The sequence below is a fragment of the Amycolatopsis minnesotensis genome, from assembly GCF_039529815.1.
Taxonomy (GTDB): Bacteria; Actinomycetota; Actinomycetes; order Mycobacteriales; family Pseudonocardiaceae; genus Amycolatopsis; species Amycolatopsis minnesotensis.
Map to the genome: position 1 here is coordinate 84,936 of NZ_BAAANN010000008.1, position 15,162 is coordinate 100,097.

Consider the following 15,162-nt stretch of genomic DNA (forward strand, 5'->3'; position numbering starts at 1 on the left):
ATCGGAGAACGTAGTGACGAACCACGACCAGCCCGACGGGCCGGATGCCGCGACCGTCGCCGGCGATCTGCGTGCCGTGCTCGGTGGCAACTTCAACCGGGATGCCCTGCAGGCCACCGACTACGAGGAGATCGCGGTCAGGGTCGCCGGTTTCGCGCCGCGCTACCTGGCCGCGTTCGAGGAAACCTATCTCGGCGGCCGATTCGATCCTCGGATACACGCCAGGATTTTCGCGCCGACGCTGGTGGGGCTGCTCAAGGATCGGGGACGGACCGAGTACCGGGAGCTGGCCGAAGCGCTGCTTCGCCACTACGAGGGCGCGCTGGTCATCTACGACGACGCGGACAGGCAGGCACTGGCCGAGGTGCTGCCGCAGCAGACTTCGAACCTGCTGGTGCGCTTGGACGACCGGCGGAATTCGCTGCGCCGAGCCCTCGAAGGGGAGGGCTGAGCGGTGTTGCGACCGGCGTACCGGATCGTGTTCGGGGAGCACGTGGTGGACACCACCGAGGAGCCGAAGGCGAGTACCGCCATCGAACTGACCGTGCGGCTGGACATGGACACCCCGGCCGACGGGTTCACGGTGGTGCAGGGGCAGGTCGGCGGTTTGCGCGCGGTACCGGGCGACGACGCGTCGATCGATCTCGGGTACGCCGGCGGCGAGCTGGTGCGGGTGTGCACCGGGCTGGTGGTGGCGGTGGAGCCGGGGCTGGAGACCAAGCGGATCACCGGGCACGCCACCGGGGACCGGTTGCTGCGCGCGTTCACCGACAGGACCTTCGAGGACACCACGGCCGGTGACATCGTGCGCGCGCTGGCCGGGGCGGCGGACGTCGAGATCGAGCGCGTCGAGGACGGGATCGCCTTCGCGGCCTACGTCGTCGACGGGCGCCGCAACGCGGCACGGCACCTGCGTGACTTGGCTGTGCTGTGCGGTTTCGACACCTACTGCACCGGCGGGGGAAAGCTGGTGTTCGAGGCGTTCACCGGCAGCCGCACGGTGCACGAGCTCGAGTACGGCGAGCACGTGCTGGCCGCCGAGCTGGCAAGGTCGAGGCCGTTCGCGTCCACTGTGGAGGCTTGGGGCGACAGCCCCGGTTCGTCGCGCGGTGACGGGTCATGGGCGTGGCTGACCAAGGACTTCGGCTCCCGCCGGGGCACCTCGGGAGCCGGCTCGCCGAAGTTGCTTGTGGAGCGGCCGTCACTGCGCACCGCGCGGGCCGCGGCCACCACCGCGGGCGCGGTCGCCGAGGTGTTCACCGAGAGCGCGTTGCGCGGCCGGGTCCGGATCCAGGGCAGGCCGCAGGTGGCGCTCGGCGATCTGGTGCGGCTGTCGGGTTTCCCGGCGAGGGCCGGCGTGGACGAGATCGACGGCAACTACCAGGTGCGCGCGGTCTGCCACCGGATCACCAAGGCCGGTGGCCTGGTCACCGATCTGGAGGTCCGCAGCCTCGCCGGAGCCGCCGCGGCCGTACTGGGAGGCCTGTGGTGAGCACCATCGTGGACACCATCGCGGCGATCGTGCGCAACGAGCTGAGCGCGGTGCGCGGCACGGAACTCGGCCTGGTGGAGGAGGTCTACCCGCACCGCGACGCCGACGACGACGACAACTACGGCTGCGACGTCACGTTGAAGAACAGCGGTCTCGCGCTGAAACGGGTTCCGGTGGCCACCGGGCACGTCGGCACGGTCGCCATCCCGAACGTCGGGGATCTGGTGCTCGTCGCGTTCGCGCACGGCGACGTGAACTCGCCGATCATCATCGGCAGGCTGTACAACGACATCGACCGGCCCGCCCTGTCCACAACGGGCGAAGTGGTGTTCAGGCTGCCGCTGGCCGAACCGGATGACAGGAGCGTGCTGGCGGCGATCCGCAACCACGCCGACGGCAGCCCGCCGCGCGAGCTGGTGATCGAGCTGCCGCCGAAGATCACCGTGCGGATCGTGGACGGGGTGGTCACCGCGACCGCGGGCAGGACCGAGCTGAAGCTCGACCAGTCCGGCGCGGGCGGTGGCACGGTGACAGTTTCCTCCGGCAGCACCACGATCACCCTCGACCAGGACGGTGACGTGCGGCTGGAGTCCGCGGGCTCGGTCAGCTTCACCGCGGCCAAGGACCTCACCCTGGAGGCCACCGGCAGCGTCACCGTCAAAGCCGGGCTCGACGCGACGGTCCAGGGCACGCGCGCCACCGTCAAGGGCACCCTCCAAGCCGCACTCGAAGGCTCCGCGGCGGCCACCGTCCAGGGCGCGGCGGTCACCGTCCGCGGACTCACTTCGTTCACGCCGTAAGGGGAATGAGATGCCAGGACCTCCCGTGTCGATCGGGGCGGCCGTCGTGGTCACCCCGGGGGCGACCGGCGCGCCGGACAGCGGCGCGATCGTCGCCGTGCCGCCGCCGGTGCTCACCGCGGGCGGGCTGCCGCTGGCGACCAGCGGCTCGATCTGCCTGATGGTCAACTCGCTGACCGGGGTGCCCTACCCGCTCGTGATCGGCCCGCTCGGCAGCAGCGGCGGCGTGCGGGTCGCCGGTCGCGGGCTGGTCCGAATGGGCGATCAGATCCCGTCCCCACCGGGGATTCTGACCGTCATCGGGCCGCCCGCGGCGGGCTTCGTCAACGACACCTGGGCACCGTGAGGGGGAGCGATGGCAGACGCGGCGAGTATCGCGAGGCGTGCCGCCCGGTTCGGCACCGACATCCGGCTGCTCGGCGATCTCGAACAGGCCGAGCAGCGCGAGCGCGGCAGCGACCTGGTCACCGTCGTCCGCCCGGAAACCTCCGGCACGGACCTGCAGCGGCTGACCGGGGTGCCCGATCTGCAGCAGGCCCTGCTGTTGCGATTCCTCACCAGGCAAGGGGAACTCGCGCATCTCGGGCATCCGGACTACGGCAGCAGGCTGCCCGAGCTGATCGGCGAGCCGAACACCGAGACCACCCGCAACCGGGCCAAGCTCTACGCGCTACAGGCATTGCAGGCCGAGCCGAGGGTGGCACAGGTGCGGTCCATCGAGGTGCGCACCCGGCGGAGCAGGCCGAACCGGATCGACATCGCGGCTTCGGTGCTGACGATCGACTCGGACACCCCGCTCAACCTGGTGTTCCCGGTCCAGCTCGACGGAGGGACGCCATGAACGGCGACACCGCGGCCCTGATCAACCGCCCGTACGGGGAGCTGGTGGACGACATCCTCACCGCCGTGGTCGGCGGGGTGGTGAACGAGCCGATCCCGTTCGACCTCAAGGTGCTGACCTACCCGCTGGCGGAGCGGTCCACCGGGGTGCGCGGTATCACCGGCACCGCGGCCGGGGCACCGCGCACCTTCCTGCCGCAGATCGACTTCGTGTTCGACCCGGCGTCGAACGTGGTGGTGTGGTCCGAAGACGGCACGCTGCCGGACAACGGCAGCACGGTCTTCGTGGACTACTTCCGGGTGGACAGCAGGTCGCCGCTGACCGATATCAACGTCGGCAGCGTCACCCGCACGCTGTCCGAGGCGGTCGGCCGCGAGATCGCCACCGTCTACCAGCAGATCAACCTGGCCTACCTGTCGGCGTTCGTGGAGACCGCGACCGGCAAGTCGCTCGAGTACGTGGTCTCGATACTGGACGTGTTCCGCAAGACCGCGGAGTTCGCCGAGGTACTGGTGACCTTCTTCCGGAGCCCTTCGGTGGACGGCAACATCACCATCGCGGCCGGTACCAGGCTGGCGACCGCGAAGGGCGTGGTGTTCGTCGCCTCCCAGCCGCGCACGCTGCAACGCGGCCAGGTGCGGATCGACGTGCCCGCCAAGGCCGATGCCGGGTTCGCGGGCGATGCGGGGCTGGTGGCGGCGGGCGAGATCACCGAGATGTCGCAGCCGGTCGCCGGGATCGACCGCGTCAGCAACCTGGACCCGGCGCAGCGCGCGGCGGCCGACGAGACCGACGACGAATTGCGGCTGCGCGCCAAGGCCGCGCTGCGATCGCTCGGCAAGGCCACGCTCGCCGCACTGGACCGGGTCATCCGGGAGGGCCGAGGCAAGCCGGTCGAGTTCTTCGACCCGAACAGCCCGCCCGCCACCAGGTCCGAGCCCGGCACGGTGACCGTGGTGGTGGACGCCGAGCCGGAACGGCTGCCCAGCCTGCGGGCCGCGGTGCACGACACCAGGGCCGCCGGGGTGCTGGCCACCCTGCTCGCGCGGTACGTGTTCGTCACGCCCCGCGTGGTGGTCTCGGTGGACGGGGACATCTCCGCCCCCGGCAAGGCGCAGATCGCCGCGGACGTGGCCGCCGCACTGGGTTCCTATGTGGACGGACTGTCCCGGGGGGACGACGCGGAGGGCGCGAAAATGCTCAAGACCGTGCTCGGCGTCAAGGACGTGCGCGGCGCGACCGTCAAGGACGTGGTGGTGGCCCGCGCGGACCTGTCCGGGCCGGGCGGTGGCGACGCGGGGCTGGTCGCCGCGTTGCTCACCGCGGTGCGGAACACGCCGCCCGGTGACGACGGCGCGTTGCGCAAGGCCTTCGAGGGCGCGATCGCCGCGTTCGGGCCGCAGGCACCGGCGGAGGGCAGGATCGCCGATCGCGGGCTTCTGCGGTCCACTGCGGACGGACGGGCGGGGCAGCAGGCGACGGACGCCGAGATCGAAGCGGGCACCTATCGGGTGGTGGCCACAGTGGACGGCGACGAATGGTGGATCGCACTGGACATGTCCGCCGCGGACATCCGGCTGGAGGAGGCCCCCGGTGCCCAAGGTTGACCGCATCCTCGCCAACCTGCCGCCCACCTTCCGGGTGCGCGGTGCGCCGTCGGCGCTCCGCGCGCTGGCCGAGGCGTACGGAGGCGAACTGCAGACGGCGGAGAACTCGCTCGTCGCGGTGATGCGCGCGCACTGGGTCGACTTCGCCGACGCGGGCCGGCGCGAAGTCGCCGATCTCGCGCGGATCGGGGCGCTCTACGGGCTCGCGCCGCGGCAGGACGAGTCGGTGGAGGAATTCCGCGAACACCTCAAGCGCTACGTGCGGACCTTCCTCGACGGCACGGTGACCGTGCGGGGCATCCTCCGCGTCACCGCGGAAGCGCTCGGCCTGCACATCGAGGACGACGCGCTGGACGAGTGGTGGAACAGGGCCGATCCGGTGCTGACGACCAGCACTCCGTTGAACACCGACGCGGCCACCGCGGTGCTCGGATCCGGTGCGGTCGAACGGATCGGGCACGACGCGCTGCCCGCGGTCCTGCTCGGCACCTCGGATCTGACGGCGGGGGCAGACCTGCGGGCCACCCCGGTGCTCCGGATCGCGGTGGACGGCCGCGGCGCGGTGCCGGTGGACCTGACCGACGGGGCGGCGAACCCGGCGGCGGTCACCGGCGCGGAGATCGTGCGGGTGCTCGACGCCGAGTTCGGCACCGGGTCGGCCTCCCTTGTGGACGGTCGTCTTCGCCTGGTTTCGTTGTCGTCGGGTACTGCCGCGCGGCTGCTCGTCGCGGACGGCGACGAGGACGCCGCAGGCCTGGTGCTCGGGCTGCGGCCGCGGTCGTACCGGGGCGCGGCCGCCACCAGGGCACGGGTCACCGGCACCGCGGACCTGAGCACCCCGGTGGACCTCACCGGCTCGCGGTACCTGAGGCTCGCGATCGACGGCACCCGGCTGGCCGAAATCGACTGCGCCGCGGGTTCGGCCGACCCGGCGGCAGCGGAACTGGACGACATCGCGGGTGCCATCGACGAGGCGCTCGGTGCCGCGATCGCCACCCACGACGGGCGCTTCCTCACCTTGACCTCGCCGGGCCTTGGTGTCGCCGGCCGGATCGAGTTCCTCGCACCGGCCGCGCAGAACGCCACGGCCAGGCTGTTCGGGCCGGTGCCACCGCTCACCATCGGCGCCGGCGCGCGGCGCGCGGTGCTGGGCGGTGACCGGGACCTCGGCACCGGGGTCGACCTGAGCGGCGGTTCGCGACTGCGGCTCGCGGTGGACGGCAGGCCGCCGGTCACCGTCGACATCGCGGGTGCGGATCCCGCCGCGACCACGCCCGCGGAGATCGTCACCTCGGTGAACGAGGCTCTGCGCGCCGACATCGCTTCGCACGACGGGCAACGGATCACACTGGCGTCGGGCAGTGCGGGCGAGAACGGCTCACTCGTGGTCGACGAGGTCGACCACGACGCCGCGGAACCGGTGCTCGGGCTGCGGCCGCGGCGGGTCGCGGGCAGCCCGCCCGCCACGGCCGCGTTCACCGGCACCGCCGACCTGTCCGCGGGTGCCGATCTCGGGGCGCGGTACCTGCTCGGCCTCACCGTGGACGGCGGTGCCCAGGTGGAGATCGACCTGCGCCGCGGCGCGGCCGATCCGCGCGCGGTGACCGTGGACGAACTCGCGGACGCCGTCAACCACGCGCTCGGTGCCCCCGCTGACGACCCGGTGGCCACGCACGACGGCGCGCACCTGATCCTCGTCTCGCGCGATCCCGGCGCGGGCGGCCGGATACTGGTGCACCCGTTGCGGCGTACCAGCCGTCGCCGGTTCGTCACCAGGGCGAGGGTGACCGACGACGCGGCCGCGCGCGTGTTCGGCTTCACCGCCGGGCGCGCCACCGGGGTGGCACCCACGGCGGCCAGGATGTTGGGAGCAACCGATCTCAGCGGCGGCGTGGACCTGTCGGCGTCCAACCGGCTCGCCCTGACCGTGGACGGCGAAACCAGGGAAATCCTGTTCGCCGCGCCCCGGCCGCGCGCGACCACGCCCGACGAGATCGTGACCGGGATCAACGGGGCGTTCGAAAGGGTGCTCGCCAGTACGGACGGGCATCGGATCACGGTCACCTCGCGCACCGCGGGGGTGGACTCGCGAGTGGTGGTGAGCCCGCCGCGCGGCAGGGACGCGCTGGACCAGGTCGGCCTGAAAACCGGGCTGGTACGCGGTTACACCGCTTCCGGCGTGTGCTTCACCGGCACACGCGATCTGAGCGCAGGGGTGGACCTGCCCGCCGACGCCACCGTGCGGCTGGCCGTGGACGGCGGCCAGGCGATCGACGTCGTGATCGGCGACGGTGTGACGGCCGGGAGCCGCGGGCTGAGCCAGCTCGTGGCCGCGGTGAACCAGGTGCTGGCTGGGCAGGTCGCCGCGCACGACGGCAAGCACCTGCTGCTGTCCGCCGGGACGCGCCTGGAGATCGCGGTACCGGGCACGGGAACCGACGCGACCGCGCTCGTGCTCGGCATCGCGCCGCCACGCACCTACCAGGGCTCACCCGCGACCGCGGCGAGCGTCACCGGCGGGCCGCTCCCGGCCGCGCTGGGCGAGGAGAACCTGCTGCGGCTCGCAGTGGACGGCAAGCCACCGGTCACCGTGGACCTGAGCCGGGGCGCGGCGAACACGACCGCGCCGACCCCGTCGGAGATGGCCGCGGCGGTCAACGCCGCCAGTACCGCGATCGCCACGGCGGTACCGGTTTCCGGTGGTACCGCGCTCTCGCTGAGCTCACCGTCGGCCGGCGCCGAGAGCAGGCTGGAACTGCGGCGCACCGGCGCGGACGACGCGGCGCCGCTGATCTTCGGCACCGCACCCCGGCAGGTCACCGGTGTCGCCGCCAAGCGCGCGGTGCTCGAAGGCACCGCGGATCTGCGGGTGCCACCCGATCTGTCGGCCGGATCGGTGCTCCGGCTGGCGGTGGACGGCGGTACACCGGTGGCCGTAGACGTCGCCGGGGTCACCTCGCGCGCCACGCTGGCGATCGAGATCGTGGCCGCGATCAACGCGGTGCTGCCCGGCACCGCCGAAGTGACCGAGGACGACCGGATCAGGGTCAGCTCGCCGACCGCGGGTCTCGACGGAGCGGTGGAGCTGGTTCCGGTGCGGTTCCTGGAGGTCCAGGAGTACCCACCGTCCGAAGAGGACGTAGAGGTGGCGGTGGGGCACGGTACCGCGATCGGGATCCGCAACACCGGGGCGGCCGCGGTGCCCGGCGAGGTCGAGCTGGTCAGCGCGGCCGGGGTGGCCGGGCCGCAGGTGGCCGATCCGGCGGCGGGCTGGGCGGTCCGGGTCGCCGAGCCGATCGGCGCGGGCGGGCGGCTGCTGCTGTCGGTGCGCCCGGACGGCACCGTTGCCGCGACGGTGATCGAACGGAGCCGAGCGCGTCAGGTCCCCGCTTCGGTCACCGGCACCGGCCCGCTGGTGGTCCGCCGCGGCCTGAACACCTGGCGGTTCTCCGAGTGCGGGGCGGCCAGGTTCGGCTCCGCGCGGTTCGGCCACGACCGGTTCGCGGGCGGACCCTGCACGGAGGACGCGATCTTCGACCTGAGCCGGTTCGGGCCCGCCACCGGGCTCCCGCGTGCGGTGTTCGCCGCCGAACGCCACCCGGAGCCGACCGGGAGGCTCACCGTCCGCTGGCAGGCACACCTGCCTGGCGCCTTCGAGGTGAACCTGCCCAGCGAACTCGACCCGAGGTTCGGCGTCGTCTTCGGCGAGGGCCGGTTCGGCGGCGCGACGCCGGAGCGGTTCCCCGGTGTGGTCTGCGAACCGCGGACGGACCACGACTACCTGGAGACCCGGATCAACGGGAAGGGCGGTTCCACCCTCGTCGTGGCGAGCATGGCGAAGAAGGTCCCGATCGGTTGGTCGCCGGTGGCACTGCCGTTCCGCGCACCGGCGCGGCTGACCCTCGGCGGCCGGGACGCCGCCGCGCGGCTGTACCTGTCCGAGCCGGGACTCGGCGGCGAGTTCATCGTGCTGACCGCCTTCGAACCGGGCGTGTGGGGCAACGAGATCACCGTCACCGGCAGGGCGAGCGGCCCGGCGGTCTACGACCTCGAAGTGCGTTACCCGGGCGGCCGCTTCGAGAACGCCCGCCGCGTGGTGGCCGGGCCCGCGCTGCCCGCGCTCGCCGACGACCTGTTGCAGCCCGTTCCCGGCGGCGTGCTGCTGGCCAAGTCCGCCGGTGTCCACGCCGGCGTGACCAGAGACGCGACCTACCGAACACAGGAGAAGAAATGACCGAGACCGAACCCTACGTGCGGCGCGGCCCTGGTGACCTGGTCACCGCGGAGGACTGGAACGAGGTGCAGCGCAAGATCTTCGACGACATCCGCAAGGAGGCGAAGAAGGCGGCGGACGGCGTCGTGCGGGTGCCCGACGCCGACGACTCCGACCACCTCGAAGGCAAGGACCTGAACGCGCTGACCGACGAGATCACCAGGCGCGTGCTCGACCAGGTGCGCGGCCGCAACGGTTACCTGCAACTGTTCAAGGTCCTCAAGCAGGGCGAGATCACCGTGCTGGAGCACAAGCTCGGCACCGCGCCGCTGGTGGACGCGTACAAGCTGGAGTACTTCCGGGTGGTCTGCCGCGAGGACGACCAGACGATCGACGCCTACGCCACCTTCTTCCTGCACCACAGCAGCGAGCGCAAGATCCGCGAGCCGGCCTCGCGCGATTCGGTGGACATCCAGCCGAAGGACTTCCCGGAACTCGGCATCCCGTTCACCGAGCTGCTCGCCAGGTACAAGGTGCCCTACACCGACACCTCCAGCCTCGACGACCTGGAGACCGAGTTCTGGAAGGCGTTCTTCCGCGACCCCAACGACCAGTTCACCGACGACCAGTACGGCCACTCGCCGTGGTTCGAGCGCTGCTGCAAGGAACAGCAGAGCGTGCGGCAGCTCAAGGAGAAGGGCGACTGGGACGACATCGTCTTCCAGGTGCGGCCCCGGAAGATGGTCAACCGCACGGACCTGCCCCCGGCCGAAAACCAGGCGAGGGCGCTCGTCCGGCCGGCGAACGTGCTCGTGCAGCACCTGGACAACAACCGCACCGCCGTCTGGTTCGAAGGCGATGCGCTGGTCGACCCCGGGGCGAACGCCGACCAGGAGACCGTGGAGGGGAAGGCCCGCGACTACATCGGTGCGGACACCTTCGACCAGGAGCTCAAGGTCATGCTGCTGCTCAAGGCCTGACCTGTTCCGTCAACCGTGGCAAAGGAAGGACGGGCGATGAAGGTCCGTACCGGGCACAGTGGCCGCCGGTCGCCGTTCGAGCGCGACCGGCGGCTGGTCCTGCGGCGGCTGCCCGCCGGTGCGGTGGTCACCCGCGCGGTGATCACCGTCTCGCCGCACAGCCTCGACCCGGATCGCCGGTTCCTGGAGACCATCACCTTCGACGGTCCCGCCGGGGACTGGGGCGCGAACAAGCGAGCGATCGGCGGCACCCCGGCCGCGGTGGAGATCGAGCTGCACGCCAGGCGGCAGCTCGCCGCGGTGACCGGCACCGGCCTCACCGGCGGCGAGTTGCTGGTCGACCTCGGCGGCGGGTTCGCGACGGTGGGCACGACCGGTGGCATCGGTGGCACACCGCCGTTCCCGGTGCCGTTGTCGGGGGAGCTGCCCGGCCTCACCGCGACCGGGCTGCGGATCAGCACGGCGGGTGCCGGCCCGGACGTGTCGGCGCTGCGGGTGGCGTCCCCGCCGAGCAACGTGACGCTGGCGGTGGACGGCGGGCCGGTGTTCTTCACCCATTTCGGCGCACTGGTGGAACCGGTCAGCACACCCGATTTCGCCGATCTGCTGCAGGCGATGCTGCCGAGGCTCGACCTGGCCCACGGGCACCACGTGGTGCCGTTCGTGCTGCACTCGGACACCATCGCGCGGCTCGATCTGGTGCTGGACCTGGAATTCGCGGTCGAGACCGGTGCCATGCCGGACGGAACGGCCAGGATGCGGGTGCCCTACACCTTCGACGGCGCGCCGTCCGGTGGCCGGGCCGCGCTGGCGGTGCCCGCCGGCATGGTCGCCGCACCGGGCGGTACCACCGGGCGGGTGCGGGGTGCGTTCGAAGCGAGCGAGGTCGTGCACGGCCCGGTCGCCGCGGGCGCCCCGGCCGAGCTGGTGGCACTCGGCGCGGACAGCCCGCTGGCACAGCCGTTCGTGCTGGGGAAGACCGAGCTGGCGACCTCCGTCGATCTGCTGCTCACCGCGGTCACGGCGGAGGTCGTGCTGACCGTGGACGTGGTGGACGACGCGGACGGGAAACCGGGCACGCGGTCGGTGCTGCCCGCACCGGCCGCCCGCACGGTGACCCGTGACCAGGCGGCGTCGCCGACCTGGGTCAACATCGTGCTGCCGGGCGAGACCGAGTTCACCGAAGGGATCCGCCGGTGGGTGGTGCTGCAGGCCAAGACCGGCAAGGCGGCCTGGGGTGCGGACCGCGCGACCGGCGTCGGCCTCCAGCGGACCGGTGACGGCGGGCTGTCCTGGCGCCAGGCGGGCACCGGGCCCTTGGCCGCGCGGCTTCGGTTGCGGCACACCACGCGGGAGTTCCGGATGCCGCTCGAACTCCGGGTCGCGGCGGACGACAGCGAGGTCGCCGTTTCGCTGCAACGCTTCTCGCCGCAGGGCGCGATCGATCTCGGCCTGGATTTCCCGGAGGTCGCGTCGGCGGTGAACGAGGCGCTGGCCGCCGCGGGCCACGGTGCCGAAGGCGGCGGCGAGCACGTGGCCAACGGCGATTTCACCGACTGGTACCGCGTTGGCACCGAGGTGGGTTCGAGCGGTCCGCTGGTGCCGTCCACGCCGCAGCCGGTGTTCGGCCAGGCCGCGTTCGGCCCCGCCGGTCAGACGGCCTACCTCACCGTGCGGGATTCCGAGGGCGCCCGGCTGGTGGCCTTCGATCCGCTGTGCCGGGACGAACTGAAGAACTCCGCGATCGGCCCCGGCGTGCCGACCGCGATGGCACTCGACGCGGCGGGCGGCCGCGCGCTGGTCGTGCTGGCCGAGCCGCTCGGGACGCAGGCGGCCGCGGTCGTGCCGGGCTGGCGGTTCGTGCTGGTGGACACCGGAACCGGCCGCCCGATCGGCTCGCCGGTCCTGGCGCGGGTACCGGACGAGGCGCCGGCGCCCGCCGGGGTGGACGCGCTGGTGTGTTCGGTGGACGGGCTCGCGGTTTTCGCGCTCTGCAAGGAAGGCGACGTCTCGTCCAGGATCTACCGGATCCCGTGGGCGCTACTGGCCGATGCGGCCGCGTCCGGTGCCGGACTGCCCTTGGCGGAGCTGGAATCGACCGGCCTCTCCGGCACGCCGAAGGCGATGACCGCCGGCCAGGACGGAAAGCTGTACGCGCTCACCGCGTCGGCGGAACTGTCGACGCTGCACGTGCTCACCGGGGTGCCGGGCGGCGCGCGTTCGGTGCCGGCCGTGGACGGCGCGGTCGATGTCGCGGTCACCGCGTCCACCGTGCTGGTCGCGGGATCGACGACACTGCGGCTCCTGCGCGCCGCGGAGCTGAGCAAGGTGGCAGATCTTCCCCTCGAGGTCAGCGCGCGCCGGATCGGCGTCGACCCGGCGGGCGAGCTGGCACTGGTCACGCACACCGGCGGTGCGCTCGCCGTCGACCTGCGAAGGCGGGCGCTGACCTCTGTCTACATCGGAATGAGCGCCGGGGAGGGGCTGGCGATGAGCCCGGCCGGCACGCACGCGGTGGTGCTCGGGAACCAGCCCGCGGCGGCGAAGATGCTGGTGCTCGGCAGGCTCCAGCCGGTGGACTGGCAGCTCACCGCGGGTGAGGTCCGGCCGCGGTGCCTGTCCAACGGGGCCGGCACGCTGGCGGTGCTGGGCGTCGAAGGCGGCTGCATCGGTTACGTGACGGCACTTTCCGCGCTCTCGCAGGTGGTGCCGGTGGTCGCGGGAACCCGGTACCGCTTCGCCTTCGATGGCGTCGCCGACACCGAGGGCGCGCTGGGCGAGATCCTCTGGCGCGGCGACGGCTGCGCCGCGCTGCGCACCGATCGGCTCCCGGTCACCGCGCTGGACCTCCGGTTCGAACCGGCGCTCGACAGGTTGCCCCGGCACGAAACCACGCTCGTTTCCCCGGAAGGCGCGACCCAGGCGGAGATCCGGTTCTCCACCGGGGAGGGCATGCTCGGCGTGGACGCGGTCACGCTGGCGGGCTCGGCGAACGAGGCGACCGGTGCGTGGCAGCCGTCCGAGCCCTCGGTGCTCGTCACCCAGGCCGACACCGGGGTGACGGTGTCCAACGGCGGCGGCGCCCCAGCGACGGTGCGCCAGCCCGCCGGTGCCGAAGGCGGGCAGCGGTTCGAACTGGCGGTCACCGCGGTCGCTTCGCCGGGTTGCGCGGTCGAACTCGCGTTCGTCGACGAGTTGTCCGCGCCGGTCGGCGCCGTGATCCGGCTCGACCTGGACCCGCTCGAATTCGACGGCCGCGCCGCGGCGGGCGAAGTACCGGCGGGAACGACCGGAGCCGAGCTGAGGATCGTGCTGCCGCCAGGAGGTTCGGTGGACCTGACCGCGCTCGACCTGAGCATCGGCGCGGCGCACGAGGTCGGCCTGTACTTCGTCTCGGAGGCGCCCGGTGAGCTGACCATGAGCGGGGTGGCCGTGCGGCTCGACCGCGCCGAACCGAGCGTGCCGCCGATCCCGCCGGGCGGCCTGTGCCCGCCGCGCACTCCCGCCGGTGGCGGTGAGCACTGCTTCTGCGGGTCGTGCGGGCAGGACCGGCCGGTCGGCCGCAGTTCCCCGGCGCGGACCGCGTCCGGTCGTCCCGCGTCGGTGACCGCCTGCCCGGCCTGCGGCAGCCCGCGGATCCGGCTCGGCGGGCGCCTGGTCCCCGGGGCGGATCCGGTGGCGCTGCCGCGGTACCGGCTGCCCGTGCGCCACGGGCCCGCGCGGCGCGGCCCGGCGGTGCGGGCGAAGCTGCGGGTGCCGGCGAAGCTCACCGCGATCCCCGGGGTGGCTACGAGCCGTGCCACCGATCTGCGGTCGGCTGGCATCCGCACGGTGGTGGCGCTGGCGGAGGCCGAGGTCTCGACCGTGGCCCAGCTACCGGGGGTCTCCCCGAAAATGGCGGAAGGCTTCATCGCCGAGGCCAAGCGCCTTGTCCACGAGCGGGGCGAACACGTCCTCTTCGACCGCTGACCGGTGCTCAGGCAGGGGGACCGGCCTGCGGTTTGAGGATGCTCGCGTTCGGCGGGAGCATGAGGAAGACCCGGTTGGACACGCGTTCGATGTCGCCGCGCCTGCCGAGGATCGCCCCCGACGCGAAGTCGATCACGCGCTTGGCGTCCGAGGCGTCGAGGTCGTGCACGTCGAAGAGCACCGGGATGTCGCGGCGGAAGTACTCGCCGATGATCCGGACGTCGCGGAAGTCCGTGAGCCGCACGACCGCGATGTGCATTTCCGGTTGCCGCGCACCAGGGTCGTCGTACCGGTCGTCCGCGGCGAAGTCCCCGTCGTAGGCGGGTTCGCCGTAGCTGGGCGTGGCACAGGTGGACCCGAGCCCATGACCGGTATTGCGTATGTCCACTTGCGCCTCCGCTTCCGCTGGGTGGAGGTTACCCGCCCTGATCGCCGTAGCGCGGCAACACGCCCGGAACGGTTGCCAGCGGGGAGAAACCGGGGCTCACCGGTCCCGCATCCTCGCCTTCACCCCGGCCTCGAGGGCCTTGCCGATCTTCGAGCGCGGGAGATCGGGCCAGGTCACCACCTCCTTCGGCGCTTGACGCTGCCAAACCGCTCCTTCACGATCGCGCGCGGCTCCTCCGCCGAAGCGATCTGTCCTTTGTGGAGCTGGACGACGACGGTGACCTGTTCGCCCCATTCGTCGTCGGTCATGGTCGCCATGGGAGTGGTTCCTTCCGTTGCTGGTCCAGAAAGCGCCAGCGGGTCGCGGTGAACCCGTTTTCCTTGCCGAACGCGAACACGACCGCCGGAGTGACCGCGAAGACGTGCTGAGGATCGCTCAGTGCGGTGTCGGCGGGATCGTGGAACCCTCCTTCGCCGACGAACGGGTGCCACCAGGGGTACTTGGCCGGGAACAGGTCCGCGATCCGGTGCAGCCTGGCGGTGTCGCGTACGAGGTGCGCCGTGCCCTCGACCACGATGTCGACGTCGTGACCGGGAACGGTGATGGCGCAGGTGCCGTTCTCCGCAAGGTCGCGGACCTTGCGGGTCCGCCGGCCGCTGGCGAAGCAGACCGCGCCGTCCAGCCAGACGCCGAGTATCGGTACCACGTGCACTCGCCCGCTCGCCGTGGACGTTGCGAGCAGGTAGTCTCCGCTGTCGCTCAGCCGGGTCCGCGCGTCGGCCCAGCACAACGCGGTCAGTGGCGTGCCACCGGGGCTGGTCAGCTGTTCGGCACTCGGCTCCGGTGTTCCGTCGGCTGTCATGTCCCCGACG

Annotated in this window: 12 protein-coding genes; 9 read left to right on the top strand and 3 right to left on the bottom strand. The window is 72.3% G+C overall.

Annotation, left to right across the window (positions count from 1 at the left end):
• The first annotated feature begins 13 nt into the window (after positions 1-13).
• The 9 genes from ABD256_RS12085 to ABD256_RS12125 are packed head-to-tail and all read left to right on the top strand — an operon-like array spanning position 14 to position 13,902.
• Positions 14-451 carry a hypothetical protein gene (locus ABD256_RS12085; protein WP_344416850.1) on the top strand — a complete coding sequence of 146 codons (438 nt, stop codon included), beginning with the start codon at positions 14-16 and terminating at the stop codon, positions 449-451.
• Positions 452-454: 3 nt separating this feature from the next.
• Positions 455-1,492, top strand: coding sequence for a hypothetical protein (locus ABD256_RS12090; protein WP_344416851.1), 1,038 nt, complete (start codon positions 455-457; stop codon positions 1,490-1,492).
• On the top strand, positions 1,489-2,292 hold the full coding sequence (locus ABD256_RS12095) for a phage baseplate assembly protein V (RefSeq protein ID WP_344416854.1): 804 nt from the start codon (positions 1,489-1,491) through the stop codon (positions 2,290-2,292). The genes ABD256_RS12090 and ABD256_RS12095 overlap by 4 nt, the downstream gene beginning before the upstream one ends.
• Positions 2,293-2,302: 10 nt before the next feature.
• The gene (locus tag ABD256_RS12100) at positions 2,303-2,638 is read left to right on the top strand and encodes a hypothetical protein (RefSeq protein ID WP_344416856.1); all 336 of its coding nucleotides are present in this window, start codon (positions 2,303-2,305) and stop codon (positions 2,636-2,638) included.
• Positions 2,639-2,647: 9 nt separating this feature from the next.
• Positions 2,648-3,133 (top strand): GPW/gp25 family protein, encoded by a 486-nt coding sequence (locus tag ABD256_RS12105; RefSeq protein ID WP_344416859.1) that lies wholly within the window; start codon positions 2,648-2,650, stop codon positions 3,131-3,133.
• Positions 3,130-4,740: a baseplate J/gp47 family protein gene (locus tag ABD256_RS12110; RefSeq protein WP_344416861.1), complete on the top strand. Its 1,611-nt coding sequence runs from the start codon at positions 3,130-3,132 to the stop codon at positions 4,738-4,740. The genes ABD256_RS12105 and ABD256_RS12110 overlap by 4 nt, the downstream gene beginning before the upstream one ends.
• The gene (locus tag ABD256_RS12115) at positions 4,727-8,974 is read left to right on the top strand and encodes a hypothetical protein (RefSeq protein WP_344416863.1); all 4,248 of its coding nucleotides are present in this window, start codon (positions 4,727-4,729) and stop codon (positions 8,972-8,974) included. Before ABD256_RS12110 ends, ABD256_RS12115 begins: the two co-directional genes overlap by 14 nt.
• Positions 8,971-9,933 carry a hypothetical protein gene (locus tag ABD256_RS12120; protein WP_344416865.1) on the top strand — a complete coding sequence of 321 codons (963 nt, stop codon included), beginning with the start codon at positions 8,971-8,973 and terminating at the stop codon, positions 9,931-9,933. The genes ABD256_RS12115 and ABD256_RS12120 overlap by 4 nt, the downstream gene beginning before the upstream one ends.
• Before the next feature lie 36 nt (positions 9,934-9,969).
• Positions 9,970-13,902 (top strand): helix-hairpin-helix domain-containing protein, encoded by a 3,933-nt coding sequence (locus ABD256_RS12125; protein WP_344416867.1) that lies wholly within the window; start codon positions 9,970-9,972, stop codon positions 13,900-13,902.
• Between the two features lie 7 nt (positions 13,903-13,909).
• On the opposite strand, the gene ABD256_RS12130 is transcribed toward ABD256_RS12125, so the two are convergent.
• The 3 genes from ABD256_RS12130 to ABD256_RS12140 all read right to left on the bottom strand — a co-directional run bounded on the left by ABD256_RS12130 (position 13,910) and on the right by ABD256_RS12140 (position 15,152).
• Positions 13,910-14,290 carry a cell division protein SepF gene (locus ABD256_RS12130; RefSeq protein ID WP_344416869.1) on the bottom strand — a complete coding sequence of 127 codons (381 nt, stop codon included), beginning with the start codon at positions 14,288-14,290 and terminating at the stop codon, positions 13,910-13,912.
• Positions 14,291-14,463: 173 nt separating this feature from the next.
• Positions 14,464-14,598, bottom strand: coding sequence for a hypothetical protein (locus tag ABD256_RS12135; protein WP_344416871.1), 135 nt, complete (start codon positions 14,596-14,598; stop codon positions 14,464-14,466).
• Complete coding sequence (locus tag ABD256_RS12140; RefSeq protein WP_344416873.1) at positions 14,595-15,152, bottom strand: pyridoxamine 5'-phosphate oxidase family protein; 558 nt, start codon at positions 15,150-15,152, stop codon at positions 14,595-14,597. The genes ABD256_RS12135 and ABD256_RS12140 overlap by 4 nt, the downstream gene beginning before the upstream one ends.
• Positions 15,153-15,162: the final 10 nt, after the last annotated feature.

What these genes read in the sequence shown, in the direction of transcription:
- ABD256_RS12110 (WP_344416861.1), top strand. Translation starts at nt 3,130, where the DNA reads ATGAACGGCGACACCGCGGCCCTGATCAACCGCCCGTACGGGGAGCTG.
- ABD256_RS12140 (WP_344416873.1), bottom strand. Translation starts at nt 15,152, where the DNA reads ATGACAGCCGACGGAACACCGGAGCCGAGTGCCGAACAGCTGACCAGC.
- ABD256_RS12105 (WP_344416859.1), top strand. Translation starts at nt 2,648, where the DNA reads ATGGCAGACGCGGCGAGTATCGCGAGGCGTGCCGCCCGGTTCGGCACC.
- ABD256_RS12125 (WP_344416867.1), top strand. Translation starts at nt 9,970, where the DNA reads ATGAAGGTCCGTACCGGGCACAGTGGCCGCCGGTCGCCGTTCGAGCGC.
- ABD256_RS12135 (WP_344416871.1), bottom strand. Translation starts at nt 14,598, where the DNA reads ATGACCGACGACGAATGGGGCGAACAGGTCACCGTCGTCGTCCAGCTC.
- ABD256_RS12100 (WP_344416856.1), top strand. Translation starts at nt 2,303, where the DNA reads ATGCCAGGACCTCCCGTGTCGATCGGGGCGGCCGTCGTGGTCACCCCG.
- ABD256_RS12120 (WP_344416865.1), top strand. Translation starts at nt 8,971, where the DNA reads ATGACCGAGACCGAACCCTACGTGCGGCGCGGCCCTGGTGACCTGGTC.